Here is a 26,645-nt window from a genome sequence, read left to right as displayed (position 1 = left end):
AAAATCAAAAATAATGGCAATGATTCAAATAATTTTTGCATTACTAAAAATTTGTGATAAATTGTCCTCAGATTTGAGCGAATCAAATTTTGATCAAATTTGCTGCTTCCCTTGTTACGGGGGGGAGCTGGCATAAAGGTCTCAAGACGTTAAACGTTGTACAGATCTTGCTGGTTATATCCAGCTTATCCTGCTTGGAACACAGGATAATTACGGAACGGTAAGAACGGCCCCGGGCTTATGCTCGGGGCCGTTTTTTATTGTCTGCTGAAAGTTCTTTACCGCCGTTGCGGGTTTAATTCTTTGTGAGTCTTACCGGCTTACTGATCAGGCGATCCAACATTTTCTTAATCGCTACCATTTGCGGTGCTTCTTTACTGTAGTAATTGTACGGGGGAAGGTTGTTCGTGCTGTAGCCCCAGAAGTCCCAGCATCCTTTCGGATTCATCGGGCTGACTGATGATTTTTTTACCTGAGGGAAAAGTACGATGGTGCTGTTACTGTCGGCAGCTTCCAAATAGCCGGTTTCTTTTACATAGGTGGTTCCAATGACTGATATGCCTTGCTTACAGCCATGCAGGGCGATATGGACCTTGCATTGTTCAGTGCGGCAGTTTTGGGGTACATAAACGTAAGCGGTATCATCCATGCTGGTAAGTGGATCGTCAAAGAAAGCACTTTGATCAAATGCGATGAGTTCGCCACTGAGTGATTTTGCTGCTGGCTGTTGCTGACCATAAATATGTTTGAGAATTTGTTGTGCTTGCGGGATGTCGCAGTCATTGATGTAAGGCGCTTTGGTGATACTGCATTTTGTATCGTTAGGATCGGTTGTGATGAAAGCATGGCCAGCGTTGATTTGGTTGAGATAACGAATGTGATCATCACTCAGTCCGAGTTTGTGGTAAAAGTCGACTGTGGTATCGACAACGCCGGTGACAACGGTTTCATCGCTGCTGCCGGAAAAGATATAGACGTTGTCGTCTTTGAGATTTTCAACAGCATCAATCTGCCCGGCGTTGGCTGTTTGTTTGGCCAGTTCGGCTAAGTAACCACTATTGGGATACATAATACTTGAACAGCCGAAGAGGCTGTTCTTACATGGATTCATACAAGTTGTGGTCGCACTCAGTATCGGTGCCACATAAGGATTATTTCCTGCACAATTCCACGGGCCTCCAGCGACAATACCAGCTCCCACTAGATCTTTGGAGTAAGCGACATGGAACTGAGCTGCCATAAATGCACCGGATGAAAGGCCGGATATTGAGCTTTCATCAGGCAGTGCATTCAAAGCCGGTAGCTCTGTCGTTGCGGAGAGTGCTGTAGAACTGAAAGAGATTACGAATGCTGAGAATATGGTTCGCAGTTTATTTATCCGATATTTATTAAACATGGTGCCTCCTGGCAATGAGCCGTATTAACAGTAACTTATTGACAAACAACGTCAGAACCTGAACGTTCAGGCAATAATCCGTGTTACTACTTGTATGGATTACTGGGGGGGCTGTTGAGGAAAGTCGTAGCCTATGCAAAACATAGGTTATATAGACATGGTTGCATAATGATTCGTCTGGATGAATATTATCAATAAGAGATAACAGTTTGTTTTTCTGTGAAAAGAAATTTTTTAATAATAAAACGGTCACGTCAGAAACACCGTGACCGCTCTGGTTCTTTAATTATTAGTCGCTTAATACAAACGTCAGAAATTAAACTGTTTGTTGGTTTCGTCAGTCAGTTTTTGAAGTGCTGGCGAAATCCTTAGTTCAAACTCTTCTTTGCGTGTCAGGTGGGCCAGATCCGCAGGTAATGTCTGAATCTGTTCTTTCACCCGGTGACGGATAATATCTAGTGACTCCGGTACTTTTAGTCGCTGGCCGTTCTGCATAACTGTTTCAAGTAGTGGTTGGCCGCTTTCCGGTTCTTCACTGGCGATACAAAGTTCGTCATAAGCAATCTTGCCGTCCTTATCATAATGGCGGAACACTTGCTTGCTGCCGGGCCTGGTGGCTTTACCGTGAGAGCGTTTGCGGCGTGCAATCCCGGCATACTCTTCAAGTTTATAGGCACAGTTCAGGTATGGTGCATCTTCTGAGGTAGTCAGGTGTGTTCCGATGCCATAGCCAGTAATGGGAGACTGCTCATAGTGCATTTGCATCAGCAGGTATTCATCTACGCTGCTGCTGGCAAAAATGCCGATTTCCTGGTGACCGTGTTGATCGAGTAGTTCTCTGACTCTGACGGCTTCATCTCCCAGATCTCCGCTGTCGAGTCGGAGGGCTTTGATGGTAACACCTTCTGCTTTGAGCGCTTCGGCCAGTTCAATGACCCGCTCTGTGCCCCGAAAGGTGTCGTAGGTATCAACCAGTAATACCAGGTTGTCTGGTTGGCTGGCTGCAAAGTGGCGGAAGGCTTGGGTCTCTGATTCATGGGCCTGAACATAAGAGTGGGCCATGGTGCCATAAACAGGAATGCCGTAGTGCTGTCCGGCTAATACGTTAGATGTACCATCAAAGGTGGCAAGATAGCTGGCTCTGGCTGCCAGCATCCCGGCCTCCGAACCGTGAGCGCGGCGCAGACCGAAATCGACCAGTAATTTATCTTTGGCGGCAAGACGGCAGCGTGCGGCTTTGGTTGCTACCAAAGTCGGCAGCTGGAGTAGGTTGATTAGCCGGGTCTCGATTAACTGTGCCTCAGGCAGCGGAGCGGTGATACGTACGATAGGTTCGTTAGCAAAAAACAATGTGCCTTCCGGCATGGCATCGACTTGTCCGGTAAAACGGAATTTGCTCAGATAATCGATCAGGTTGTCACGAAAAAATCCGCTGTTGGCAAGATAATCCAGCTCTTTCTGACTGAATTTAGTTTGAGTGAGAAAATCCAGAAGTTGTTCCAGCCCGGCAGCCATCAGGAAATTGCGCTTATCCGGCAGAGAGCGCACAAAAAACTCGAAGACGGCCTGATCTTGCATGTCGTGATCAAGATAACTCTGCACCATTGTCAGCTGATAGAGATCGGTTAACTGCGGGCTCTCAGAGAATGCCATTGTTGCTACCTCCGCTCTGGCTATTGAAAAGCGATAAAACGGTGTAATGCATGGCGTTGTAGTACACCAGTTTCAAGCTATTAACCTAAAGGCTAGCTTATTTTAGCTGTATCAATGCAACAAACTTGAGTCAGATGTCAGCAGGCTGTACTGAGAATTTACCTCAGTGCTGTGTTTGTTTATTGAGTGTCTCTTTTGGCAGGTACAGGCTGATGTAATGAGCTCCAACCCAAATCACCAGTCCGGTTGCTACGATTAATTCAAATTTACCCAGAGATTCCAGCCAGGCCCAGTGTGGGTAGTCGGTAACTACCCAGCGGGTAAGTCTTTCAATGGCTACAGCACTGATTACTGATGGAAAGGTTACCGCTGCCAGTGACGGCTGGAACGGCTGTTGAAGCAGTTTTATGTAAATCAGGTTAACGAGGATTGCCATCGTAATTCCGACTCCGGCCAGAGCGCCAGTCAGAATTGGGTCCGGCTGGTCAACGTTGAGCAGGTAGGCGGTAAGCGACAGATTCACCGGGGCTGCCATAATTGTTAGTGTCGGGCGGGCGGTGCGCGGTAGTCTTCCGGCAAAGCAGACGCGATAAAGCACAATCGGCAGCATGACAAAATAGACGGCGATACAGATATTGGTCATCGCAATCGCAAACTCGGTATGCCCGAGTCCAGAGCCGGCAAGGGTGCCGCTGATTGCGCCGACAGGGTAAAGGAACCAGCTGGGATAGAGGTTAACCAGTCGGAATTTTCTGAATTGGGCGATAAGAAAATAACTCATCATAGCGAAGTGAAGCACCATGGAGGGATACCATAACAGCCTTGCACTTTCGATATGGATAGATGTCAGGTAGTCAGCAAGAACCAGCAGAGTCATGGTCATCGGCGCCATCAGGCTGCCGTAGAGCGGATGACGAAGATCGCGTAGGAAGTGCCTTGGGTTAAGAGTGAATTTGAGAAGGACCGGGATTAGCAAACATGCTCCCATAGCGGCACAGACACTGCGAATGATGTTTCCGTTTCCGGGCAGGAATAGTGACCAGGCTAACCCTAAACCAGTGGTTGCCAGTGCGAGTGCTGCCTGGGCCGTGGGTACATGAAGCAGTTTTTTCCCAATTGCCGACATGTGATAGATATTCCCTTCTTAACCATTTGATTTATCTTCCAAAGATTAATTTTATAGTAGAACGTGCTTTAAAAATGTTAGCTGTGTTGAAGAGAAATAGTGCAATGAATCACGTTTTCGCAGTCTTTTATTTAATTCGGGTTTGCTAAAAGTAGGATTCGATACCATATTTATAAGGAAACCTGTGGTGAGCGTGTTTTGCTTAGCTTCTGGAGGATTAAGCTGCATTCATATGACTCAAGGGTGCAGGTTTCAGTTGGCGAAAGCCAGCGGTAACACAGTCTAGAGTGTCATGCTTGATGGCTGAGTTATTTTACAATTTGGAAAGCAACAAACTGAAATTTATACTTCTTCGCCAAATAACAGTGATGTCCGATTTAAAGAAGTGACTGCATCGGGCTCGGCATACTCAACGTAATGAGTGGCGAAGCCTCAAGTAAGCATCTTATGTGTGCTGAGTAGGTAGACTAAGGTGTAAAGATTAATAATACCAAGCCGCACTGCAATGGTGCGGCTTTTTATTTGTCTTAATTCCTTAAACCGCTTGCCTGTTTCGATAGATGGCTAATGTCAGTCCGCCAAGTCCGAACAGGATCACTGCGAGGTAAATCAGGCTGCCAATAAACGGAATCAACTGAAGTAGTCCGATTGCAATTAAAGCAAGAACAAATGCGAGGATACGTAGCCCTTTTCCTGCCTTTTCATGTTTCCCTGTCAGCTGCAGCCCCATATGACCTAGGGAGAAAAGAGCACAGGTTACTCCCAATAGGATCATGACCAGATAGCTTGCCAGCAGAGCGAATGCCAGTAATGAACCTATAGCTGTGACAAACAAGACAGCAATCACTACTGGCGTTATAAGAAGTACGCCTAATCCTGCAGACAGCGATAACAAGGGGCGTTGCTGCACGCTTCTTGATGCCTGCAGAGGAAGGGCTGGGAACAGTAGGTAAATCACGATACCGCTGAACATCAGACTGAGCGTTATGAAGGCAAGCCCGGCAAAAGGAGAACCTCCGTTATGCTCAGGGTGCTCCCATGGTTTTTCGATTAGCTGACCATTAATTTGCCCGCCACTTTCAATTGTTGGTTGATGTTTGCTGTGCCAGATCAGATTGCCATGAATTCGGGCGCTATCCAGAATATCGATTTGTTCGGCAAACAGCTCTACATCCCCTTTGATTTCACCACTGATAATAACTCGGCGTGCTGCTACTTTTAGTTCCTGGTCGATATAGCCGGAGATGCGAACTGTATCTCCGGCAAGCCATGCCCAGCTTCCTATCCGGCTGTCCTGCTCCAAAGTTACCGTTTCACCGGCGGCGACAATATGATCGGCAATGTGATTGCTGATGATAATTTGTCGTCCGGCGACCCGTACATCATCCGACACCGCTGCCTGTAGGTTGATGGTTTCCCCAGCGGCAATAATATCTCCATCAACAATACTGTTGATGCTGATCATCTGGCCCGCCACGATAAGGTCTCCAGCTATTTCACTTTGCACTTCTATATGGTGACCAGCGGTATAGAGGTCATGAGAAACAGGGGAGACGATCAGGACGTTCTCATCAAAGGTTTGTGCCCGGAGCAATGAAGTCCAAAGCAGCACTACCATGGTGGTAAAAATCATGAAGGATGTTTTTAGTTGGTTCATCGCATTCTCATCCTCTGAATTATGCAATTACCACGTAAATTACCGGGCTTCCACCATGAGGCTAGAGCAAAAAGCACGGTTTACTGCACTTTGATAACCAAAGTATGAGCAAGAACAAGTTAAGACTGCTTTTAAGATAAAGAGGACTGAAAGCTGTACTGTGTCATGCACTCTATAATCAATTTATACCTCGTCTTTAAGGTTTAATTTGAGTATCAGAAGAGCTGATTTTTAAGTTCTGGCTGTGAGGGAAGGCAAATGTACAAAGCCATTTTCTTTGATATTAGCGGCGTGCTTTATGACGGTAAGCAGAGTATTCCCGGTGCTGTCGAAGCGATAGCGGCTGTTAGAGACAGTGGATTGGATTTTCGTTTTGTTACCAACACTTCACGAAGGACCTGCGCTCAGATTTATCAGGATTTGACCTTGATGGGTTTCGATATTGAAGTGTCGCAGATCTACACTGCCCCTGCTGCGGTAAAAGCCTTACTTCATCAGCGACAGTGGCGGCCGTATTGTCTGATACATAGGAACATTGAGTCAGAGTTTGCAGATGTTGAACAGTCGGATCCCAATGCGGTGTTTGTTGCTGATGCGGAAGAGAGGTTTTGCTATGAATATTTGGATCGTGCGTTCCGGTTATGTCAGGCCGGGGCGCCCCTTATCGCAGTTGGGATGAACCGGTATTTTAAACAGGATGGGAGGTTGCACCTGGATGCGGGGCCCTTTATCCGGGCGATAGAGTATGCTGCTGATACTGAGGCTATTATCGTCGGTAAGCCCTCTGTAGATTTTTTCTCTCAGGTCGTTGCTTCTACTCAATTCGGAGTGGAATCTGTTCTGATGATCGGGGATGACGTTTTCGGTGATGTGGAAGGGGCACTCAATGCCGGACTGGATGCATGTTTGGTGAGAACCGGTAAGTACCAACCCGGAGATGAAAACAGAATCGACCGCGATTTCCACTGCGTTGATTCTGTGGCTGAAGCCGTGGAAAAGGTTTTGAAAGCGCAGCATTAAGTGGATGTTTTTCAATGTCGTTAGTGAGTTTACCCTAGTCTGACATTTAGCTTGGTTGATATATCTAAACTTGTGCCACCTCTTTGTTATTAAAAATAAAATAACAATATCGCCCAAGGCGATAACAGTTAGTAATTTCTGCTTGTTTATCTTTTTGGGGAGAGTGAACTGTCAACTCATAAGGTTCTACAGCGAGTTTTCTTGGCTTTCACTTAAACAGTCATCTTCGTCTGGAAAAACGGCTGGATCTTATATGAAAAAGTATATTGTTACTTGATTTTTTCGAGAGGAAATTTAAGTGATTCGTAATTTTTTCTGCAGTAGTTCAAGTTAAATTATATTCGATAGGTCGTTAAGAAGATCTTGTTGATTAGCATTCTCAATGTTTTATTGGTTTGTATTTAGCTAGTGGCTGTTCGTTACTTTTTAATATCTTGGCAATACTTATTAAGCAAGTGTGCTCATATTAATTAAGATATGTTCTGTTTTGAATTCATTTATGAGTGCTGGTTATTTAACTGACAACACTTATGAATCTATGGTGGTAGATGACTTTTTGTATTAGTCATGACTTGTCGATTGCCCGTGTTTTTTATGCTGATTTGGCTTGTTATTTTAGTTTATTATTTTTGTGAGTTAGTAAATTAAGGGTTTTATTTTACAGGAGGATTCTTATTAATAGTGTGTCTTTTTATAAGGTGTATTATATTTAGAATAAAGTCTTAAGAAAAAACATTAAATAACAATGCATTACCTATGTATAAATTAAGCTGCCTATTCCATACGCTACTGTTTATACAGTGCTTGTGTATTCTATAACCATGTTTTATTAATGGATTATTAATATTAACCAGAAGAAGATTTTTATTATGAAATCGTTTTCTTTTGGTGGATGGATAATTGTGACTTAAATCAATCTTCATGTAATTACCATAAATTATCTGGTTATCTTTTTTATCTTTATCGATATTATATAAGAATATTAATAATTATTAATGGAAGGTTACATGAAATTAAAACAACAATTAATGTGTGGCTTTGGTATATTGCTTGCCTTGCTGCTTGTTATGTCCGTCACTTCATTTTTCCGCTTCAACAGTACATCGGAAGGGTTTGTTGAATACCGTGGTTTTGCCAGGAGTAGCGTAGCCTCTGGTAGGATACAGGCCAACGTCATTGAAGCGCGCCTTGCTGTTAATAAATATATTAAAAATCAATCTGATGAATTGAAGCTTACTATAGAAAGCCGAATTAATTCAGCAATGTCTCTAATCGATGAGGTATTGGAGAAAGAGTCTAACCCTGAATTAATTCAGAAGTTTCAAAAAATAGAAAAAGGAATGATTATTTATCGCAATGGATTTAATGAGGTTGATAAGCTTATTCATCTACGTCATAAAACCGTTGGCGAAAAATTAGATCCGAATGGCTTGTTGATGAGAAAGTCTCTGACGGATATTGCCTATTCTGCATATGAAGATGGTGATTCTGATGCTGCTTTTTATTCGGGGCAGTTACAGGAAAGCCTCTTACTTGCTCGACTTTATGTCTCTAAGTTTTTGATCAGCAACGAGGTTCGCGATAAGCAAAGGGCGCTTCAAGAGTTTGCCAATGTCGAAAAGAGGTCTTCTGAACTGCATAACCAAATTCAGAACCCTGAACGGATTCAGTTATTTAATAATTTCGAAAAAGCATTTGAAACTTACCAGCAGGCATTTGATGAAGTTACGGTAGCGATTGAAAAGCGAAACAAGTTGATTACTGAAACTCTGGATGTGGTTGGGCATGAATCAGCTGCGACGATTGAAGCCATTGAGCTTGAAGCGAAGAAAAATCAGGATCGAATTGGCCCAATGTTGCAGGCAGATATTGCTAATGCTAAAACGTTGCTGGCTGTCTTGTCGTTGATCTCAATTTTGATCGGTTTGTTTGCCGCCTATTATATTTATCGCGGCGTGATGCATGTAGTTGGTGGTGAGCCGACTGATATTGCTGAAATGGTAAAGAAGGTTGCGGAAGGAGATTTAACCGAACAGTTTCAGCCAACAGGAAAGGAATCGGGCATATACGCCAACACCATTGCAATGCATCGTGAACTGAAACGTATTATTGAGGGCTTCCACGGTATATCCGATAACGTGTCATCAGCGTCTGTTGAACTGGCTGCTGTGATGACACAATCGGAAGCGAATGCTCAGCAGGAATTGGCACAGGTTGAGCAGGTGGCAACAGCGATTAATGAACTGTCAAGTACGGCAGCGGAAGTCAGCAGTAATGCTGCCAGTGCCGAGGATGCAGCCGGTGTGGCTATTCAAAATGTCGCAGACGGCCAGTAGGCATTGCAGCGTTCTGATGACATATCGGCCCAGATTGACAGCTCGGTAAAAGAATCAACCGAGATTGTGAATCAGCTGAGGGAATACTCGAATGAAATCGGCACTGTGGTGGATGTGATTACGGGAATTTCAGAGCAGACCAACCTGCTGGCTTTGAATGCGGCTATTGAAGCAGCACGTGCAGGTGAGCAGGGACGTGGTTTTGCCGTGGTTGCTGACGAAGTTCGTTCGTTGGCGGCGAAAACCCAGCAGTCGACGGTTGATATTCAGGAGTTGATTTCACGTTTGCAGGAGCAGGCGCAGCAAGCTGACAACTTTATGAAGTCGAACTCTGAGCTGATCAATGAGTCGCTGGATATTACTCGTCAGGTTGGTGAAGCATTCACAACGATTTCTGATTCGGTGGCACAAATTTCTGAGCTGAACACCTTAGTGGCGACAGCATCCGAAGAGCAGTCCGGTGTAACAAAAGATATTTCTCAGAACGTAACCATTACGTCGGATATCGTTAACCAGAATGTGGCCGGTATAGCGCAAAGTTCGCAGGCCAGTGAAGAGTTGTCACGTCTGGCGGATGAACAAAAATCCTTGCTGTCTTACTTCAGGGTTTCGTAGCTAATTCTGGGTTTCATCGCTTAATAAGTGATAGATGATTAAAACGGCATATCTGAGGATATGCCGTTTTATTATTTTTGATGTTGTACGTCTTTTTCACCTTTCTTCGTCCCCGATTCCAGCGAAACTCTCATTTTGTTTCCTTTGTTACGAAAATCTTTGTGAGCTCATTAGCAATTTTGTTAATTGGTCTCTTGGGTCCGTTCACATTTTGCGTTGATTCTCAGCCTATTCTTCTCTTTTTGACCCACCCAAAATTCGACTCAGTTCAAATATCCGGGGCTTCCCTCAACGTATTGTTTCAAAATGGAACGGTTTTCTTGAATGTAGCGTTTCAATATGAAACAAAAGTGGCTAATTAGCACCATCTTCACCTGATGGCATAACATTTGGCCCGGTTTGACGGACAGGCATATCGCATCCCGACACATAAGCAGCGATCAGCACCAGGCCCAAACACAATTACCCTGCGCAGAAAATAAGGACAGAACGATGAAAAAAATGATTAACCAGGTCGACAATGTAGTTAGGGAACAGCTTGAAGGTATTGCTAAGGCACACCCTGAGCTGGAAGTTAACCTGGATCCTATGTATATCGTGCGCCGTGATCGTAAAGGCGGCAAAGTTGCATTGGTATCTGGTGGCGGTAGCGGCCACGAGCCGATGCACGGTGGTTATGTTGGTATGGGGATGCTGGATGGCGCCTGTCCCGGCGAAATGTTTACTTCGCCAACGCCGGATCAGATGTATGAATGTGGTCAGAAAGTTGATGCTGGTGAAGGTGTCCTGTTTTTGATTAAGAACTACACCGGTGACGTGCTGAATTTTGAAACAGCGGTCGAACTGCTGCATGGTGACGGCATTAAAGTACAGGCGACACTGGTTGACGATGACGTCGCAGTTAAAGATAGCCTTTACACTGCCGGCCGTCGCGGGGTGGCGACTACTGTACTGGCAGAAAAAATTCTCGGTGCAGCGGCAGAAGAAGGCTACGACCTTGAGAAAATGAGCGAGCTGGCAAAACGCATTGCCAACCGTGGCCGCTCTATCGGCGTCGCGCTTTCTGCCTGTACGGTTCCAGCAGCGGGCAAACCAAGTTTTGAGCTGGCTGATAATGAAATTGAGTTTGGTATCGGTATTCATGGTGAGCCGGGCATTGAACGCCGTGCTTTCACTGACGGCGATACGATTACAACTGACATGATGAATGCGATTCTGGAAGATCAGCCATATGAGCGTGTGGTTCGCCGCTGGAATAACGGTGCCGGTGACTGGCAAGATGAAACCTGGATCACTGAAACACTAAAAGGCGGTGATCGTGTGATCGTACTGGTAAATAACCTGGGTGCGACACCACTATCTGAGCTTTATACGGTTTACCGCAAGGTAGCGGAAATGCTTGAGCAGCACGACATCAAAATTGAGCGCAACATGATTGGCAGTTACTGCACATCGCTGGATATGCAGGGGGTTTCAATTACTTTGCTGAAAGTGGATGACGAGATGTTGTCTCTGTTCGACATGCCTGTGAACACACCGGCATTACGCTGGGGCTGCTAAGCGTTAAGGAGAACAAGATGACAATTACCAAACAGCAGATCCTTCAATGGCTTGAACTGTCAGCCGAGGTTTTTCAGGCAGAGCAGGATTTCCTTACTGACCTGGATAGGGAAATCGGCGATGCTGATCACGGCCTGAACATGAATCGCGGTTTCCAGAAAGTGAAAGACAAACTGCCAAGTCTTGCAGATAAGGATATTGGTACGATTCTGAAAACCACAGGCATGACTTTGCTTTCCAGCATTGGTGGCGCCAGTGGTCCGCTTTACGGCACTTTCTTTATCCGCAGTGCATCCAGTGTGATGGCAAAAGAAGAGCTGAGCCTGGCTGAGCTGACTCAGATGCTGCAAGACGGTGTTGATGGCATCGTTCAGCGCGGTAAGGCTGAAGTTGGCGATAAGACGATGGTCGATACTTGGGACGGTATTCTTGCTTGCCTGAAAGAAAAGCAGGGAACGGTTATGGCTGATGCGCTCGACTGTGCGGTAGCCGAAGCCGAAAAAGCCATGAAAGGTACTATTCCTATGCAGGCGAAAAAAGGGCGTGCCAGCTACCTGGGTGAACGTTCTATCGGTCACCAGGATCCGGGAGCTACGTCTACTTACCTGATGTTCTCGGCTTTACGTAACGCTTCTGTGCAATAAGCATTACTTTCTGTTGTTTGAGGTGGCTTCGCGCCACCTCAGCTAAGGTTTAATTATGGTCAGTATTGTAATTGTTTCCCACAGCCCGAATCTTGCTAAAGGCGTTCATGAACTGGCTAGTCAGATGAGCCAGGGAAAAGTCCAGATCGCGGTGGCTGCCGGTGTCGATGATCCGGAGAACCCGATTGGCACGGACGCGGTTGCCGTGATGATGGCGATTGAAGAAGTGTACTCCCCGGAAGGTGTGCTGGTGCTGGTGGATATGGGGAGTGCAATTTTAAGCACGGATACCGCTCTGGATTTACTCGGCAGTGAGATTGCGGCCAATGTTCACGTCTGTGCCGCACCATTAATTGAAGGCACTATGTCGGCCTGTGTTGCCGCCGCTGCCGGAATGTCACTGATTCAGGTGGCAGATGAAGCGCACAACGCCCTTTGCGCTAAGTATGAACTGCTGGAGCAGGCAGCCAAGCTGCCGGGAGCCGGTTCCATCGGAATCGATCTTGAGCACGAAGTTAGCGGCGATGAACTTGAGTTTGAGTGGCAGGTGAAAAACCCGCACGGACTCCATGCCCGCCCTGCATCCGCGATTGTCGCCGCGGTCAGCTCTTTTGATGCTGAAGTCTGGCTGAGCTGCAATGACAAGCGAGTCAGTGCCCGAAGCCTTAACGGGATTGCCCTGCTTGGGGTAAGAAAAGGTGACAAACTGAATTTTATTGCCAGTGGTAATGAAGCATTGTCTGCACTGGAAGCGTTTATTGCACTGGCTAAAAAGCATTTTAACGAATCGGTAGAAGAGGGAACGGCAGAACCCCCTCGGCCAACTCGCCGGGTAACGACCCACCAAGACGGTCGGCTCAGTGCAGTTGGAGCATCCGAGGGGATCGCTATTGCGCCGTTGTGGCACTACCGGCCATCCATGCCGAAAGCACCAGAACGTGACTTCCTTGGTTATGAAGAAGAGTGGTCCCGTTTTTCCCGTGCCTGTGATACGGCGCAGCGCGATTTGGCGGATTTGGTGGTCAGAACAGCCAATGCCGGTTCGAAATCAGAAAGTGAAATTTTCATCGCCCATGGTCAGATGCTGTCTGATCCTGAACTGGGCGAGCAGGTAAGACAACGCCTGAAAGAAGCGGTTACGATTGAAAAAGCCTGGGAGCAGGTTATCGAGCAAACTGCGCAGGCTTATGAGGCGTCGGCCAGCGAGTATATGCAGGCCCGTGCCAACGATGTGTACGATATCGGTCGCCGAGTGATGGCGCTGATGACAGGTGAAACCGGGCAGCAGATTGTGCTGGATGAGCCAGTCATACTGGTTGCGGTTGATCTGACGCCCTCCGATACCGCTCAGCTGGATCCTGAAATGGTGCGCGGCATCATTCTGGAGCACGGTGGTACGACATCTCACTCCGCCATTTTGGCCCGATCACTGGGGATCCCTGCTGTAGTTGGCTTAAGCGGAATTATGTCGCAGAGTCCGGAAGGGGAAATGGCCATTATGGATGGCTCTAACGGTGATGTGTGGTTGGCGCCACATGCTGAGCAATTGGACAACGCTCGCCGTCAGGCCGAGGAACTGACTCGCAAGCGTGAACAGGCTCAGGCCATGGCAATGGAAAAGGCCGTAACCAAAGATGGTTTGGCGTTAGATGTGTTTGCCAATCTGGCTAATCTGGAAGATGCTGAAAAAGCTATTCACTGCGGGGCTGAAGGTGTCGGTCTGGTTCGCACAGAATTTTTGTTTACTGACAGCGAACAGGTGCCGTCTGAGCAAAGCCAGTACGAGTTTTATTGTAAGATTGCCGCTGCATTCGGTGATAAATCAGTAATTATCCGCACTCTTGACATAGGTGGTGATAAGCCGCTAGCTTACATGCCTCAGGAGCAAGAAGAGAACCCATTCCTGGGTTGCCGAGGTCTTCGATTGTGTTTGCAGCATGTTGATGTGTTCAAGTTGCAGCTCAATGCCCTGTTGCGTGCAAGAGTAGAGCATCCGAACCTGAAAGTGATGTTCCCTATGGTAGCAACACTGGAAGAGCTGAATCAGGCTAAGTACTTGCTAAACAGCTGCTATGAAACTCTGCAGCACAATGGTATCGCGGCTGCGATGCCTGAAGTCGGCATTATGGTTGAAGTGCCTGCGGCAGTTGCCAATGCCGGGTTGCTGGCAAAAGAAGTGAGCTTCTTCAGTGTCGGTACCAATGATCTGACGCAGTATGTAATGGCGGCGGATCGGGGCAATGATACGGTTTCGTACCTGGTGTCTGCGGCTCAGCCTGCAGTTTTACGTATGATTAAACAGGCTGCCGATGCGGCTCATGAAGCCGGGATCTCTATTGGGATTTGTGGCGAGATGGCTGGTGATCCTAAGCTGACTTCAACCCTGATTGGTATGGGGATTGATGAACTCAGCATGAGTCCGATTCGAATTGCTGAGGTGAAGCAGGCTGTGCGTGAGACCGACAGTATAAAGGCTGTCGATACTGCTGAGGCGGTACTTAATGCTTCGACGCTAAAGCAGGTGATGTCGTTGCTTTAGTGGTCATTTGTTTATGACTGACAGAAAATACAAACCGCCCAATCGGGCGGTTTTTTATGTTTATGGGAACCTCGGTTTCAGGTTCATTTCGACTATTTATAATCGCTGATATTGATTTGGTAGCTTTTTAGTTTACGCCATAAGGTCGTGCGGCTTACTTGGAGATCACTGCACATCTTGCTGGTTACCCCTCGGCAGTAACGAGCTGAGCGGATAATAGTATTCTTCTCAGCTTCAGCAAGGCAATTTGACGATGGTGTCTGATAACCAGGGTTTACCTGTTCGGATGTACACAGAATATTTTCCGGTAAATCTTTGACCTCAATAAGTTTGCCTTGAGCGAAATTTGCAGCGCGCTCAATGACATTGCGCAGCTCCCTGTGGTTACCGGGCCAGCGGTAGCGCATCAGATATGTCATGGCATCCCGGCTTACCGCAAGCGGTGTCTTCTTTTCCGTTTCGAGATGGGTGAGTTTACGATCAACCAGAGCTGGTACATCTTCAAGTCGCTCTCGCAGTGGCGGAATGTGAATATCGAAGGTTTGCAGTTCCAGCAGCAGCTGGCTTCGGAAGTGTTTCTCGGCCACAAACTGATCCAGATCGACATTCGAAGTGGCAATGATCCTGACATCAACCGACACAATATTCCCGTTCATCCGGTTCAGCAAGCCGGTTTTCAACAGATGAAGCAGGGCTGCCTGAACTTCTGACGACAGGCATTCCACCTGATCCAGAAACAGGGTTCCACCATGAGCCAGTTCGAATTTGGAAGCCGGACTGTTATCACCGTCCAGTACCGAACCCAGAAATTCTGCAGCCATCAGCTCTTTTGGAATCGCCTGGCAGTTTATAGCAATAAACGGTTGTCCCCGGCGATCACCCGCATTATGAATGGCCTGAGCCAAGTGGCTTTTGCCCAGTCCGTCTTCGCCGTGAAGTAAAACAGGGCCACGACCTTTAGCGGCATGACGGGCCTGACGAATCACCCGTTGCATTACATCGGAATGGCCGACAATATCATCGAAAGTCAGTCTTGCCCGGTTACCGGCATGCTGGTGGACCAGATCCCGGATTTGTTTTAGAGGATAAAGCAGCGCGATATAGCAGTGGGTATCGTTACTGGCGGTTTTGACGATTTTCAGTGACATCACCGTTGAGATTAGTTTGCTCCTGCCTGGTTCACACTTACTCTCAATTGTGGTTTCGACCATATCCAGTCCATTCCCTTGTTTGATCGCTTCACGGACAAGTTGGGGAAGGGTAAGCACTGTCTGGATATTGCTGCCGAGTACGCTGCGACTCAGGCCTAGTAAATCACTGCCTTTCTGATTCAGGTAATGGATTTTTCCGCACGGGTACCAGGCCAGAACCCCTTCTTCGACGCCTTCAAGCAAGACATGAACTTCGGATAAATGCTGGTTGGACTCGGTCAGGATGTTTTCCGTCTGGATCTGGCTGGCGATATCCCGTGCGGCTGAATGGATCAGACCGAGTGCAGAGAGACAGGATTTTTCCGCCGGGAGGACCAGGGCAATGCAGCCTTGTGCTGAACCGTTGCCGTCAATAATGGGTGCGGCATAAACGGCAAAAGGGTGTAGTGCCTGCTTGAAGTGTTCGTAAGCGGTTGTTCTGGTTGGTTTGGCCAGATGCATTGCGCTGGAAATTGCATTATTGCCAATAATGCCTTCACGCCAGTAAACGCCTTCGCGAATACTGAGCGCTTCCAGCTTGGCCAGCATGTCTGTATCACCACACAGATGAAGCGTACAGCCTGTTTCATCACAGACTACAAAGGCACAACCTGTGTTTTCCAGGTACTCGTAAATATCTTCGATAGCTGGAATCGCCAGGTTTAAAAACGGTGCCTTGGTTTTTTTGATCGATTTGAATGTCACCCCTTTGGCGCGATGGGGAACAGGCCAGTGATCATGACGTTGCTGACGGCGGCATCGCTGCCAGACCTGCTGCAGGTGCGGATCGATATCCGGTATTTCGGCTTCCACCGACGGCTGGGAAACAAAGCTCAGCCAAAGCTCTTTATTAACAGGAAGACGGGATTGCATAAGAAACGTAACGCGTATTTTGGTGATCTGCCATTGTAGCGTCATCACAAGCTAAAGAATGTTGTCTGGATTAAATTTTGGTTGATTCGCTGTATAGATAGTGAACTGACAAATCATTACAGTATGAATAACTAAATTGCTGTAGCATCGCGGATTTGCTGTTCTTTTTATGGGTAAATTAATGATTTCAAAGCGAGTATTATTAATCCTGATGCTTTTCTCGGGTTCTGCTTTTGCTGGTAAGTGCACTCTTCATAATGTGCAGTTGGTTAACATCGCTCCTGCGGAGCAGGAGGTGGTAACTAATAATGGTGACAATATAATCGCAATGAAGAAAAAGTCGGATCAACGCTGCGCCAGCGTTGTTTTTTCAATTTCCGGAAGTGGTACTCGTTTGGAATCGACTATTCAGGATGCTTTTAAAGCTGAGCTTTTCGATGGTGAAGAAGTTTATGCTCAAAGCCTGAGAATGAAGAATAGCGAAATCGGTGGTGTATCGCTTGGGAAGCGTCATAAACACGAAGCTTTAGTTTGTTTCGGGGAGCATAAGCTGCCAATTGCGGAAGTACAGTGTGAGCTTTGAACTTGATTTTTGACTACTGTTATCGATAAAACAGATAGTATCTAATTACTTCTATCGTTTTTTAATTGATATAAACCTGAATAAGCAACAGTAAAGTTGTGTTTGCTGCTGAGTAACAGAAAGGCAAGAGTTAAAACATTATTCGGGTGATTTATGTTGAAAGAAAAGGCGATATCAAAAGTAGAGAAAGAACGGCTGGAACTAATGGAAAGGCTGGCAAAAGCCAGAGGGACACTAGCATCATCTGCCAATGAAGAGACAGATTCAGCGAAGATTCTTTCAATAGCAATCAATAGCACTGCAACGTTTGAGAGCTGTGATTCAAAAAGGAAATAATTACAGATTTAGCATTAATTTCGTCCTCATCGCTGTTAAAGCGGCGAGGGCGAGATAAGTTCTATTTATTGATATTTTCTATTAAGTACTGACGAGGCGGTTTGCCCAGTTCCTTTTTGAACATAGTGATGAAGGCACTGACTGAATCGTAGCCAAGTTCGTCAGAAATTGCCTGAATACTCCAATGCTCAGACAGTCGCTGCAAGGCTACGATGATATGAAGTTGTCGACGCCAGTCGCGGAAACTCATCCCAGTCTGACTTTTTACCAGTCGGGTAAATGTCCTGACACTCATGGCGTTATCACAGGCCCACTCTTCTGCTGTTCGTCGATCAGATGGGGTTGTTATTAGCGCATCCGCTATTTTTTTCAGGCGCTTTTCTGATGGAAGTGGAAAGCTGAGCTTTTCTGCCGGCATTTGCATGAGCTGGAAAAATGCCACATCAATTAATTTCTCCAGGTTTTCATCTGGTTGGATTTCAGGCGGCAGATCGGAAAGATAAATCAGCATCTCCCTGAGCATCGGACTAATGGATAGAGTCCGGCAGCTGTGCGGCATTTCCTGACGTGAATCATCAATATAGACGAAACAAAACTCAGCACCTTTTGACGGGGTGTTAGTATGAGGAATATGTGCCGGGATCCAGACTGCATGATGCTTGGGAACCAGCCAGATGGCATCACTGACGCGGCATGTCATCATCCCGTTTATAGGCATGACTAGTTGCCCCTGTTTATGGGTATGCATCGGCGCTTTATTATCATCAGGCTGGGAACCGGCACAAAGACGAAAGGCAGAAATTTTCCGCCCGTAACTGTCTAGATTATCTATCTTCCTAAGAAAGCTGCTCATCAATTAAAGCTATTTATCGATTGAAACAGTGATTCGTTCTTGTTTGGCTCTGGAAACACAGGGTGTCATAAATATCTCTCTTTCCTTTGTTGTTAAGATTGTGTCCCGGTGATCAGCTTCGCCTTCATATTTTACCTTGCACTTTCCGCAGCAGCCGGTTTCACAGGATGAATCGATAGGAATGCCGTTCTTTCTGAGAGCATTCAACATACTCTCGTTTTGTTCAACTTCAATACTCTGCTCAGTATCTTTAATGATGACCTTAAAAGCAGTATTTTCCGTCAGCTTTTTCTCCGGTGGAGTAAAGAGTTCAAAATGCACATGCTCATCATTCCAATGTTTGGCTGATTTTCGTACCAGATCGACAAAAGCAGGGCTACCGCAGCTATATACATGAGTTCCCCGATGATGAAAATTTAACAGTGTTTCAATATCAAGCGGTTTGACCTGACTGTAGATTAAAACCTTTCCTGAGTATCGGCTAAGTAACTTTTTGAACGGATAATCATTGATGTCTTTTACGCAGTAATGAAGTTCAAACGATTCGCTGTTAGCAAGTGCTTCTTCAATCATGGTTAAAAATGGAGTGATGCCAATACCGGCAGCAATGAAAATCTGATGTTTAGCTCTGGTCATCTCAAAATAGTTTTGAGGCCCGGATACTGTAAAGATATCGCCGACATTTACTTGATCATGAAAAAAAGCAGAACCGCCCCGACTTTGGTTAGATTTGTGTACCGCTATTTGCCAGGTGTCATCGGCCTGTAGGGCACAGAGCGAATAGGAGCGCTGGAGCCCGTTTGGTAGTGCTAAGGTGATGTTGGCACCGGCTGTAGATTCAGGTAAGGGCTGTAGATCTGTACGGCTAAGATAGAAGCGTTTGATATCTTCAGATTCATTAACTATTTTCACAACCCGCATTTCGAGTTTACCTGAATTACCGGTCAAACGGCCGTTCCAGTCTTCGGTTTTGTTTGATTCCAGGCGATGGCGAAAAGTGTCACGGATCTCTTTGCCCAAAGCATTCATCTCAGACAACGTGGTTGTGGCGGCTTTGTTGTCTGTTTCATGATAGAGGTAATGTTGTACTCGCGCGACGGGCCACTCTGGGTGAGGTCGCTCTATCACCCTGATTGGATCTCCTGCCAGAATTATTCCTTCGTTCAGTACTCGGTAGAACCAACCTGTTTTGGCGTTGTTTTGCGTATATAGTGCCATTGTCGGTTCATTGAATCGGTGGTTGAGTTTGAAGCAGGGAGGACGAGGCTGGCTGAGTTCGAGCAGCACATTGCCAATGGCAACTTTGTCACCAATACACATATTGTGTTCGTTCATTCCGGCGACAACGAGGTTTTCACCAAAACCGCCGTTTACAAGATAATATCTGGAATTGGGGAACGTTTTTCCAAGTTCAGCATAATGGTGGGAGTCGAACTGTAAAAGGGCTCGATCTTCGCCACCGTGTGAGCTGTGAACCTGATGATCGCCGATAATCCCAAATAGATTGACGTTAACGCTCGAAACGGGCTGTTTATCGAACCCTGTCTCGACGTTAATCGTAAACATTTTTTTCGGAACTCCGAGCCGAAGCTCAGAGATGGTGGACTTGGGATACATAGCTACCTCTTCAACAGTGTGTCTTCTAAGCTGGATAAGGTAGCACTATGTTGTTTTCAGGAATTTTGCTGACTGGTCACTAAATTGCTAAAACTGGTCAGCCCGGCAATACAATGATCCCCAGCGAATCGAGAAGTTGCTCTTGTTGCCAGTCGCAGATTTTTACGCCCGTCATTCGGACGCGGCGAATGTCCAGGCCATTCAGCTCTGTATGGGTAAGATCACATCCTTCCATCGCAAATTGTCCCCAATGCTCTTCTGAGAATTGTCCTCTGCTAAGATCTGCTCCCCGGAAGTTAGCTCCTTGCAGGTTGGCACCTAGCCAGCGGTTTTCAAACAGGTCGCATTTTTCAATACATTGGCTCTCGAAGTTAGCGTAAGAAAGGTTGCAACCGGTAATGTATGCCGAGCAAAAGAACACATTGTGACTTATTCGGTTTACGAAGTTTGCCTTGAAGAAGTTGGCTCCTTTCAGATCTGAATCTCTGATTTCGATACCAAAGCAGTCTGCGCCGAGAAAGTGGCTCATCGCTAGTTGGCATCGCTTGAAGCTGGCATTTTTCAAATCGGCGTAGTCAAAGTTACAGCCTTCTATCGCACCGCGCTCAATGAAACGGCAATCGATGAACTCTGCTTCTTTTAAGTTTGCCCGGCTGAAATTGCAGTTATAGAAAGCGCATTGGTGAAATTGCTCAGCTTCCAGGTCCTGTCTGGAAAAGTCATGATTTTCAAAGGTTTGTTTTACTGTCGGCATATGAGGCTCCTTGATGTCGGCGCTTAAATTAACATTGGCAGCAGCCGAAAAACAAGAAAATAAAAGCTTTAAAATTCAGTATTTTAAGGATTGCTCAAATCGCCAATTTAAAGGGGTAAAACGGCTTTCTCGCAGACGATCGCCTTGATGTGCGAACAAGGTAGAGGTGAAAAAAGTTTATCTTTGTAGTGGGTGATTGAGAGAGTTTTCGTTTGGAGGTATTAACGTTTCTCTATGTCGACTAAAGCATATGTAAGTGTGGATAGTCTTATTACAAATGCGTGGTAATCATAAAGGGGTAATACTGCTAATATCGCCGTTCAATAGTGTGTATGAATTTTATACAGTCAGCTTTTGCTGCTGTACCCACCGTAACATCACAACCAGCCTTTGCTCAGCCAACAAAAATACAATAGGGTTAAAATGAATATAGCGAGAAAATTAACAATTATTCCCGTTGTCGCCATCATCAGTTTTATTCTGCTGTCTTATCTATCTTTTAATAGTTTAAGTCGACTGACAGGTTCTATACAGTCGATTTACTTAGATCGTGTTGTTCCGCTGAAAGACTTAAAATTGATTTCAGACGAATATGCCGTTGAAGTGATTGATGCATTAAATAAGCATAATGTTGGTCTTAAAAGCCGTGATGCTGTAATTGGTGAGATCCGAAAGGCCATTGATATCTCATCACAGACTTTTTCTAAGTATCTGGCGACTGAACTGACATTGGAAGAAGCCAGGCTGGCTGCTGCGGCGAAAGAGCAAATGGTTTCAACGAATCAGACGCTTAATCAGATCGTAACCCGACTTGAGACTGAAGCTGAGCCGGATCTCAGCGAGATGATCGCTTTGGCTTATAAAGTTGTTGATCCACTGGCTACGGATATTGCCAAGCTGGTGAATATCCAACTGGCTATCACGGAGCAAACTTACGATGTATCTACAGTTTTAAGTGAGAAAAGCAATGTAGTGAACATTGCGATTTCTGTGTTCTGCTCGGTTATTCAGCTATTGCTGTCAGTGTTAATTATCAGAACCATTTCTTCTTCCCTGAATGACATTCGCGGTACCATGAGTGAAATTAGCAATAAATATGATCTTTCACTTCGCATTAAATCTCGGGGTAATGATGAGCTGACGGAGTTAGCAGGTGATATCAATAATATGATTGCCCAGTTCCACAAAGTGATCACTCAGATTAACAGCTCATCTGGCTCAATCACACAGGGAATAAGCGACATTCAGTACCGTTCTGAGAATATCAGTCAGGCATTGGATACGCATACTACGGAAACAGAACAGGTTGTTACGGCTGTTACAGAAATGAGCTCTACTTCCGAAGCGGTGGCACAGAATGCATCGGATGCAGCTTCAAGTACGAAACAGGCCAGTGATAATGCAGAGCAGGCGCGTGAAATCGTCAATGATGCATCGGCCTGTGTGAACACGCTGGCTGCGGAAGTAAAAGAGGCTGCTGAAAGTATCTCGACCATGAGCCAGAATACTCAACAGATTGATACTGTGCTTGGTGTTATTGGTGAAATTGCTGAGCAGACTAACCTGCTGGCGTTGAATGCGGCAATTGAAGCGGCCCGTGCCGGAGAGCAGGGACGTGGTTTTGCTGTGGTAGCTGACGAAGTTCGTGCACTGGCTGCCCGTACTAAATCAAGTACTGAGGAAATCAATGCGATGCTGGGGTCTTTGCAGCAGGATGCTCAGGCAGCCGTCAGCATTATTGAGAAGACCAAAGAGAGCAGTAATCTGACATTGGAGAACACTTCCAAAGTCTATTCTGCGTTGCAGGGAATGAGCGAGAATGTTCATGAGATTAATGACATCAACACTCAGATATCTACCGCAGCAGAAGAGCAAAGTTCGGTGACAGAAGAGATTAACCGCAACATGACAGCAATTCGTGACATGGTGCTGGAGTTGCAGTCGAACAGCCAGTCTACGCTTAGCAGCGCACATCAGCTGACAGAATCAAACAGTCAGCTGGTGGAAGAAGTCAGTAAATTTAAGCTGAATTAATCATCGCCATACAATTTGGTTATTTGTTAAATGCCTGGTTGATTCGATTTGCCGGGCATTTTTTATATCTGTTGTTTTTTATTTTATCGGCGCCTCTTGTATCAGCGTGTTGTCATTTTTCCTAACATATAAATGTCCATTTACGGATGGGTTTCTAAGGTTAAGCTGAACCTTCAATATGCTGTTGGTTATAGGTTGAGTGGGCTTTTTTATCTTACTTGCTGATGGAGCTATGGTCTTTTCGTGTGAGCATATTTATGCGCGTTGCTGCGTTTGCATAATTGCCATTTGTGGTACAAATATTATGGCTCTGCCCCGTATTATCAAGGGTTGTGGGTATGAGGTGAGTTCAATTTGCTTAATAATCAAGTTTCAAATAATGCAGTTTTTTGTAATAATACGGCGTTTTTTGAGCTTGCCGTATTAATTGAGAACTTATGAAAAAAATAATCACAATGGCCGTATTATCGGTGTTGCTGCTTGGTTGTAATGGAGGTGGTGATTCTTCGCCTGCGCCAGTACAGAGTAGTACGCAACAAGGCTATAAAACGCAACTGAAAGTTGATGATGCTGATCTGCAAGCGCTGCAGAATGTTAAGTATGCGTCAAATGATGGTGCTGGTTTTAGTACTCCGGAAAACTTTCAGAAGTAGGAATGACCATGAAAAAATTACTGTTTTGCGCAGTTTCCCTTGCTGTTGCGAATCAGGCGTTAGCTACGCCTCACCTTCAGGGGTACTACCAGGCTAAAGAGTTAGTGGGCTACACTGTAAATAAAATCCAGCAAAATAAAGCTGAATTTTTTATGCTCGATTACGCGTTAACACGTCCTGCCCAGTCTCAGGCTCAGCTTGTGGCTTATAACGATGCTCTTGGCTATTTTCAGGCGAAAAACAGTGGTGCGATAAGTGACGCACAGTTTATGCGTATTGCACAAAAAGTGAATTCGAATAGCCAGAGAGACGAGTACGTATGTCGTGTTGATGTTTCTGGGACAAAACTGGTTTATGTTGCTGATCCCGGTGAAGCGTGTAGTAGCAATTATGACAGCAAATCGATGGCAATGAGTCAGAAAGGCTCGAAACTTACTTTCTTCCGTCGCTGGGATTTTGATCCAACCCAATCACACTTTGACATTCAAAGTTACGATAAAGGTGCAGATAGCGAAACTTTGACGCTTGATTATGTGCTGAAGTATCAAGGGCGCTGGATTGGTAGTTCTGTACGCGTTATCAAGGGGCAAACGGCGTTATCTGCCGGTGGCATTGTTCCTACTTTTGATGTCGCTCAGTTCCAGTATTCCGGTCCGAAGTCAGGTATTGTGACAGGTGGTGAAAGCTTACTGTATTCAGATAAGCCTTATTTCATTACTGACAATACGAGTGATACTGCCGCAGATGGTTCTGCCTCACACCTCGCAAGTACTGTCTTCAATACCTTTGGCCTGATGGACGGTGAATACCGAGGTCGTAATGTTAACACCACAAAACCTGTTTATTGGGTTAGTCGTGACTATGTTAAACAGTACACATTGGAAAACAGTGATAAAGCATATTTCGTTTCTGATCCTCAGAGTTTTGTTATTGATACGTCAATGACTGGCCCGTCTGACAGTTGGGTGTGGCAGGATGAAACTAAATGGGATCCTGCTAAAGGTACCGATCAGGCAAGTGGTGGTGATTGGGTAAGCCATGCTTTCAATAATACTTATAACTTGACTGGGTTAAGCCCAAGCTTCTGTATGATTGAAGATATTGCCAAAGGCCGTCCGGTAACAGCTTATTATACAGCTGATGGCAAAGGAAGCTGGTTACCTTCAATTCATGATTGTAAAGCTGTTGATCCTGGCTACTACCCGAAAGTGTATACTCACGTCACAAATGGTAACGGTGAGAAGATTGATGTAACAACCCTGAAGAAGAGTGCGCAGGATATTATTTATGTTCGTAACCAGCACACGCAGGGTGGAGAAGATCTGATGACGTTAGATGATGTTAAGGCGATGCAGTCATCATTGCGTTATAAACATCTGAAAGCCGAGCTGGGTAAACGCCTGAGCTGGTCAAAACCTTACGATATTTTGCAATAAGCAGTTATTTAGTTTGAAAAGGGCGAGGAAGTTAACTCCTCGCCCTTTTTTATTCTCATCATGTCACAACAATTAATTGCTTATTTATTTTGGCGAGAAAATAAAAAGTAATTTTAAATTCATAGTATTACTCTGAATTTCGATGTTTTATTTCCCCTATCCATAATTGGTATTAGAGCCATTACTCGTTCATATAATTATTATTTAACGAATTGATTAATGGTTCATGCTTATATTTTGTTTTTCAATATATGTAAATTTATGATGAAATATTAATCGGGCTGGGTTATTGTTCGCAATATTGTGCTGTCACCTGAAGCTATATTATACAGTCTTCATTGGTTTCTCTTTCAGGCTAAAGCACTGTTATTAATAATTATATTACAATTGCGATTGGTAGAGGGTCGGAAGTTTAATGTTTAATCGTAAGTTAAAAGAAGAACTTAGGTGTAAGCAGGATGCTTTAACAAATTTGGAAGCGGTTATGGCATCAATAAATGACAGCATCGCAACCATTGAGTTTGATGTTCAGGGGAATATCTTAAATGCCAATTCTCTCTTTTTAAAAACAGCAGGATACACCTTTGACGAAGTGGTTGGAAAACACCACTCAGTGATGTGTTTCCCTTCGTATGCCAACTCCTCCGAGTATGAACAGTTTTGGAGTGATCTTCGTCAGGGACGCTCTGTCAAAGGAACTTTCGAACGCAAAAATAAAGCCGGAGAGACTCTGTGGCTTGAGGCGACATACTTTCCTGTCAAGGTGAATGGTCAGGTGAGCAAGGTGATGAAAATCGCCTCTGATGTGACTGGAAGCCACATCGACAGTATGGCCCAAGAGAGCGTGTTAAGTGCATTGGATCGCTCACAGGCAATCATTGAGTTTGATCCAAAAGGTAATATTATCACGGCGAATAAGAACTTCCTTTCTACTGTCGGTTATTCACTGGAACAAATTACTGGTCAGCATCACAGAATGTTTTGTGATGACACTTTTTATGCTGAAAATCCTTCATTTTGGCGAGATTTAGAAAGCGGCAACTTTAAATCAGGCCAGTTTTTAAGAAGAAATAACTACGGTGAAGCGGTTTGGTTGGAAGCAACTTATAACCCTATTATGGATGCTTCTGGTAACGTGGTTAAAGTTATTAAATTTGCTTCAGATATTACGAAACAAATTGAAAAAAGTGAGGCTGTTGCTCAGGCTTCGGATATTGCGTACAGCACATCAGTGGAAACGGCACAAATTGCGAAACAGGGTTCGGAATTACTTAATGATTCGGTTCAGGTTTCCATTGGGATCTCAGATAAAGTAAAAGAAACCTCAAATAAAATTCAATTGTTGAATACTAAATCTCAAAGTATTGAAGCAATTGTTTCTACTATCAAAGAAATTGCCGATCAAACGAACTTGTTGGCATTGAACGCCGCGATTGAAGCCGCTCGTGCCGGTGAACAAGGTCGAGGATTTGCGGTCGTAGCTGATGAGGTTCGTCAGCTGGCTTCCCGTACCAGCCAGTCAACCAGCGAGATTGCGAACGTTGTTCTGGACAATAAAAACCTGACCGACAGTGTAACCGTGGCGATGGATGAAGTTGCCAGGATCGCCAATGAGGGGATGAACAAGATCACTGAGGTATCTACCGTGATGGATGAGATCTACACGGGAGCTGAAAACGTATCGCAAACCGTGATGAACCTGTCAGAAACTTAATTTTGACCCGTTAATTGGGTTCTTCCATCTTCTTTACACCTCCCCCGGCTATAGGC

The 26,645-nt window shown here is 45.4% G+C and carries 18 protein-coding genes and 1 pseudogene; 11 read left to right on the top strand and 8 right to left on the bottom strand.

All coding sequences use genetic code 11. The features are described from left to right. Positions 1 to 295: 295 nt before the first annotated feature. The 4 genes from C942_RS05060 to C942_RS05045 form a co-directional block, all read right to left on the bottom strand. A complete protein-coding gene (locus tag C942_RS05060; RefSeq protein WP_007463207.1) occupies positions 296 to 1,396 on the bottom strand; it encodes an extracellular catalytic domain type 2 short-chain-length polyhydroxyalkanoate depolymerase in 1,101 nt (366 codons plus the stop codon). A 309-nt stretch (positions 1,397 to 1,705) separates the two neighbouring features. Next, positions 1,706 to 3,049, bottom strand: coding sequence for a nicotinate phosphoribosyltransferase (locus tag C942_RS05055; protein ID WP_007463204.1), 1,344 nt, complete (start codon positions 3,047 to 3,049; stop codon positions 1,706 to 1,708). Positions 3,050 to 3,212: 163 nt separating this feature from the next. Then, the gene (locus tag C942_RS05050; protein WP_007463202.1) at positions 3,213 to 4,175 is read right to left on the bottom strand and encodes a TDT family transporter; all 963 of its coding nucleotides are present in this window, start codon (positions 4,173 to 4,175) and stop codon (positions 3,213 to 3,215) included. Between the two features lie 535 nt (positions 4,176 to 4,710). Then, the gene (locus C942_RS05045) at positions 4,711 to 5,832 is read right to left on the bottom strand and encodes a bactofilin family protein (RefSeq protein WP_007463200.1); all 1,122 of its coding nucleotides are present in this window, start codon (positions 5,830 to 5,832) and stop codon (positions 4,711 to 4,713) included. Positions 5,833 to 6,090: 258 nt separating this feature from the next. On the opposite strand from C942_RS05045, the gene C942_RS05040 reads away from it, so the two are divergent. The 5 genes and pseudogenes from C942_RS05040 (at position 6,091) to ptsP (ending at position 14,546) form a co-directional block, all read left to right on the top strand. Beyond that, entirely contained in the window at positions 6,091 to 6,852 is a 762-nt protein-coding gene (locus tag C942_RS05040) for a TIGR01458 family HAD-type hydrolase (protein ID WP_007463198.1), read from the top strand. Between the two features lie 1,007 nt (positions 6,853 to 7,859). Next, positions 7,860 to 9,803, top strand: a pseudogene (locus C942_RS05035) (methyl-accepting chemotaxis protein). Between the two features lie 492 nt (positions 9,804 to 10,295). Continuing rightward, positions 10,296 to 11,363, top strand: coding sequence for a dihydroxyacetone kinase subunit DhaK (gene dhaK / locus C942_RS05030; RefSeq protein WP_007463192.1), 1,068 nt, complete (start codon positions 10,296 to 10,298; stop codon positions 11,361 to 11,363). Between the two features lie 17 nt (positions 11,364 to 11,380). Then, entirely contained in the window at positions 11,381 to 12,007 is a 627-nt protein-coding gene (gene dhaL, locus C942_RS05025) for a dihydroxyacetone kinase subunit DhaL (RefSeq protein ID WP_007463190.1), read from the top strand. A gap of 55 nt (positions 12,008 to 12,062) precedes the next feature. Continuing rightward, positions 12,063 to 14,546, top strand: a complete 2,484-nt coding sequence (gene ptsP / locus C942_RS05020) for a phosphoenolpyruvate--protein phosphotransferase (protein ID WP_007463188.1) — start codon at positions 12,063 to 12,065, stop codon at positions 14,544 to 14,546. A 92-nt stretch (positions 14,547 to 14,638) separates the two neighbouring features. On the opposite strand, the gene dhaR is transcribed toward ptsP, so the two are convergent. Then, positions 14,639 to 16,609, bottom strand: coding sequence for a dihydroxyacetone kinase operon transcriptional regulator DhaR (dhaR, locus tag C942_RS05015; protein ID WP_007463185.1), 1,971 nt, complete (start codon positions 16,607 to 16,609; stop codon positions 14,639 to 14,641). A 169-nt stretch (positions 16,610 to 16,778) separates the two neighbouring features. Between dhaR and C942_RS05010 the strand changes: the two genes are divergently transcribed. Next, the gene (locus tag C942_RS05010; protein ID WP_007463182.1) at positions 16,779 to 17,192 is read left to right on the top strand and encodes a hypothetical protein; all 414 of its coding nucleotides are present in this window, start codon (positions 16,779 to 16,781) and stop codon (positions 17,190 to 17,192) included. Positions 17,193 to 17,345: 153 nt separating this feature from the next. Beyond that, positions 17,346 to 17,528 carry a hypothetical protein gene (locus tag C942_RS05005; RefSeq protein WP_036798833.1) on the top strand — a complete coding sequence of 61 codons (183 nt, stop codon included), beginning with the start codon at positions 17,346 to 17,348 and terminating at the stop codon, positions 17,526 to 17,528. A gap of 61 nt (positions 17,529 to 17,589) precedes the next feature. On the opposite strand, the gene C942_RS05000 is transcribed toward C942_RS05005, so the two are convergent. The 3 genes from C942_RS05000 to C942_RS04990 form a co-directional block, all read right to left on the bottom strand. After that, positions 17,590 to 18,246 carry a helix-turn-helix domain-containing protein gene (locus C942_RS05000; RefSeq protein WP_007463178.1) on the bottom strand — a complete coding sequence of 219 codons (657 nt, stop codon included), beginning with the start codon at positions 18,244 to 18,246 and terminating at the stop codon, positions 17,590 to 17,592. 144 nt (positions 18,247 to 18,390) lie between these two features. Further along, positions 18,391 to 19,947: an MOSC domain-containing protein gene (locus C942_RS04995; protein ID WP_157372563.1), complete on the bottom strand. Its 1,557-nt coding sequence runs from the start codon at positions 19,945 to 19,947 to the stop codon at positions 18,391 to 18,393. A gap of 148 nt (positions 19,948 to 20,095) precedes the next feature. After that, positions 20,096 to 20,752: a Qnr family pentapeptide repeat protein gene (locus C942_RS04990; protein WP_007463174.1), complete on the bottom strand. Its 657-nt coding sequence runs from the start codon at positions 20,750 to 20,752 to the stop codon at positions 20,096 to 20,098. Between the two features lie 423 nt (positions 20,753 to 21,175). Here C942_RS04990 and C942_RS04985 point away from each other — a divergent pair, with 423 nt between their 5' ends. The 4 genes from C942_RS04985 to C942_RS04970 all read left to right on the top strand — a co-directional run bounded on the left by C942_RS04985 (position 21,176) and on the right by C942_RS04970 (position 26,589). Beyond that, positions 21,176 to 22,786, top strand: coding sequence for a methyl-accepting chemotaxis protein (locus tag C942_RS04985; protein WP_007463172.1), 1,611 nt, complete (start codon positions 21,176 to 21,178; stop codon positions 22,784 to 22,786). 437 nt (positions 22,787 to 23,223) lie between these two features. Then, positions 23,224 to 23,439: a putative periplasmic lipoprotein gene (locus tag C942_RS04980; protein WP_007463170.1), complete on the top strand. Its 216-nt coding sequence runs from the start codon at positions 23,224 to 23,226 to the stop codon at positions 23,437 to 23,439. A gap of 8 nt (positions 23,440 to 23,447) precedes the next feature. Continuing rightward, positions 23,448 to 24,875 (top strand): hypothetical protein, encoded by a 1,428-nt coding sequence (locus C942_RS04975; protein ID WP_007463168.1) that lies wholly within the window; start codon positions 23,448 to 23,450, stop codon positions 24,873 to 24,875. 415 nt (positions 24,876 to 25,290) lie between these two features. Further along, a complete protein-coding gene (locus tag C942_RS04970) occupies positions 25,291 to 26,589 on the top strand; it encodes a methyl-accepting chemotaxis protein (RefSeq protein WP_007463166.1) in 1,299 nt (432 codons plus the stop codon). The last annotated feature ends 56 nt before the right edge of the window (positions 26,590 to 26,645 follow it).

The sequence above is a fragment of the Photobacterium marinum genome, from assembly GCF_000331515.1.
In the GTDB taxonomy this organism is placed as follows: Bacteria; Pseudomonadota; Gammaproteobacteria; order Enterobacterales; family Vibrionaceae; genus Photobacterium; species Photobacterium marinum.
Note: the sequence above shows the minus strand (reverse complement) of the source record. Positions and strands in the feature narration are given on the sequence as shown.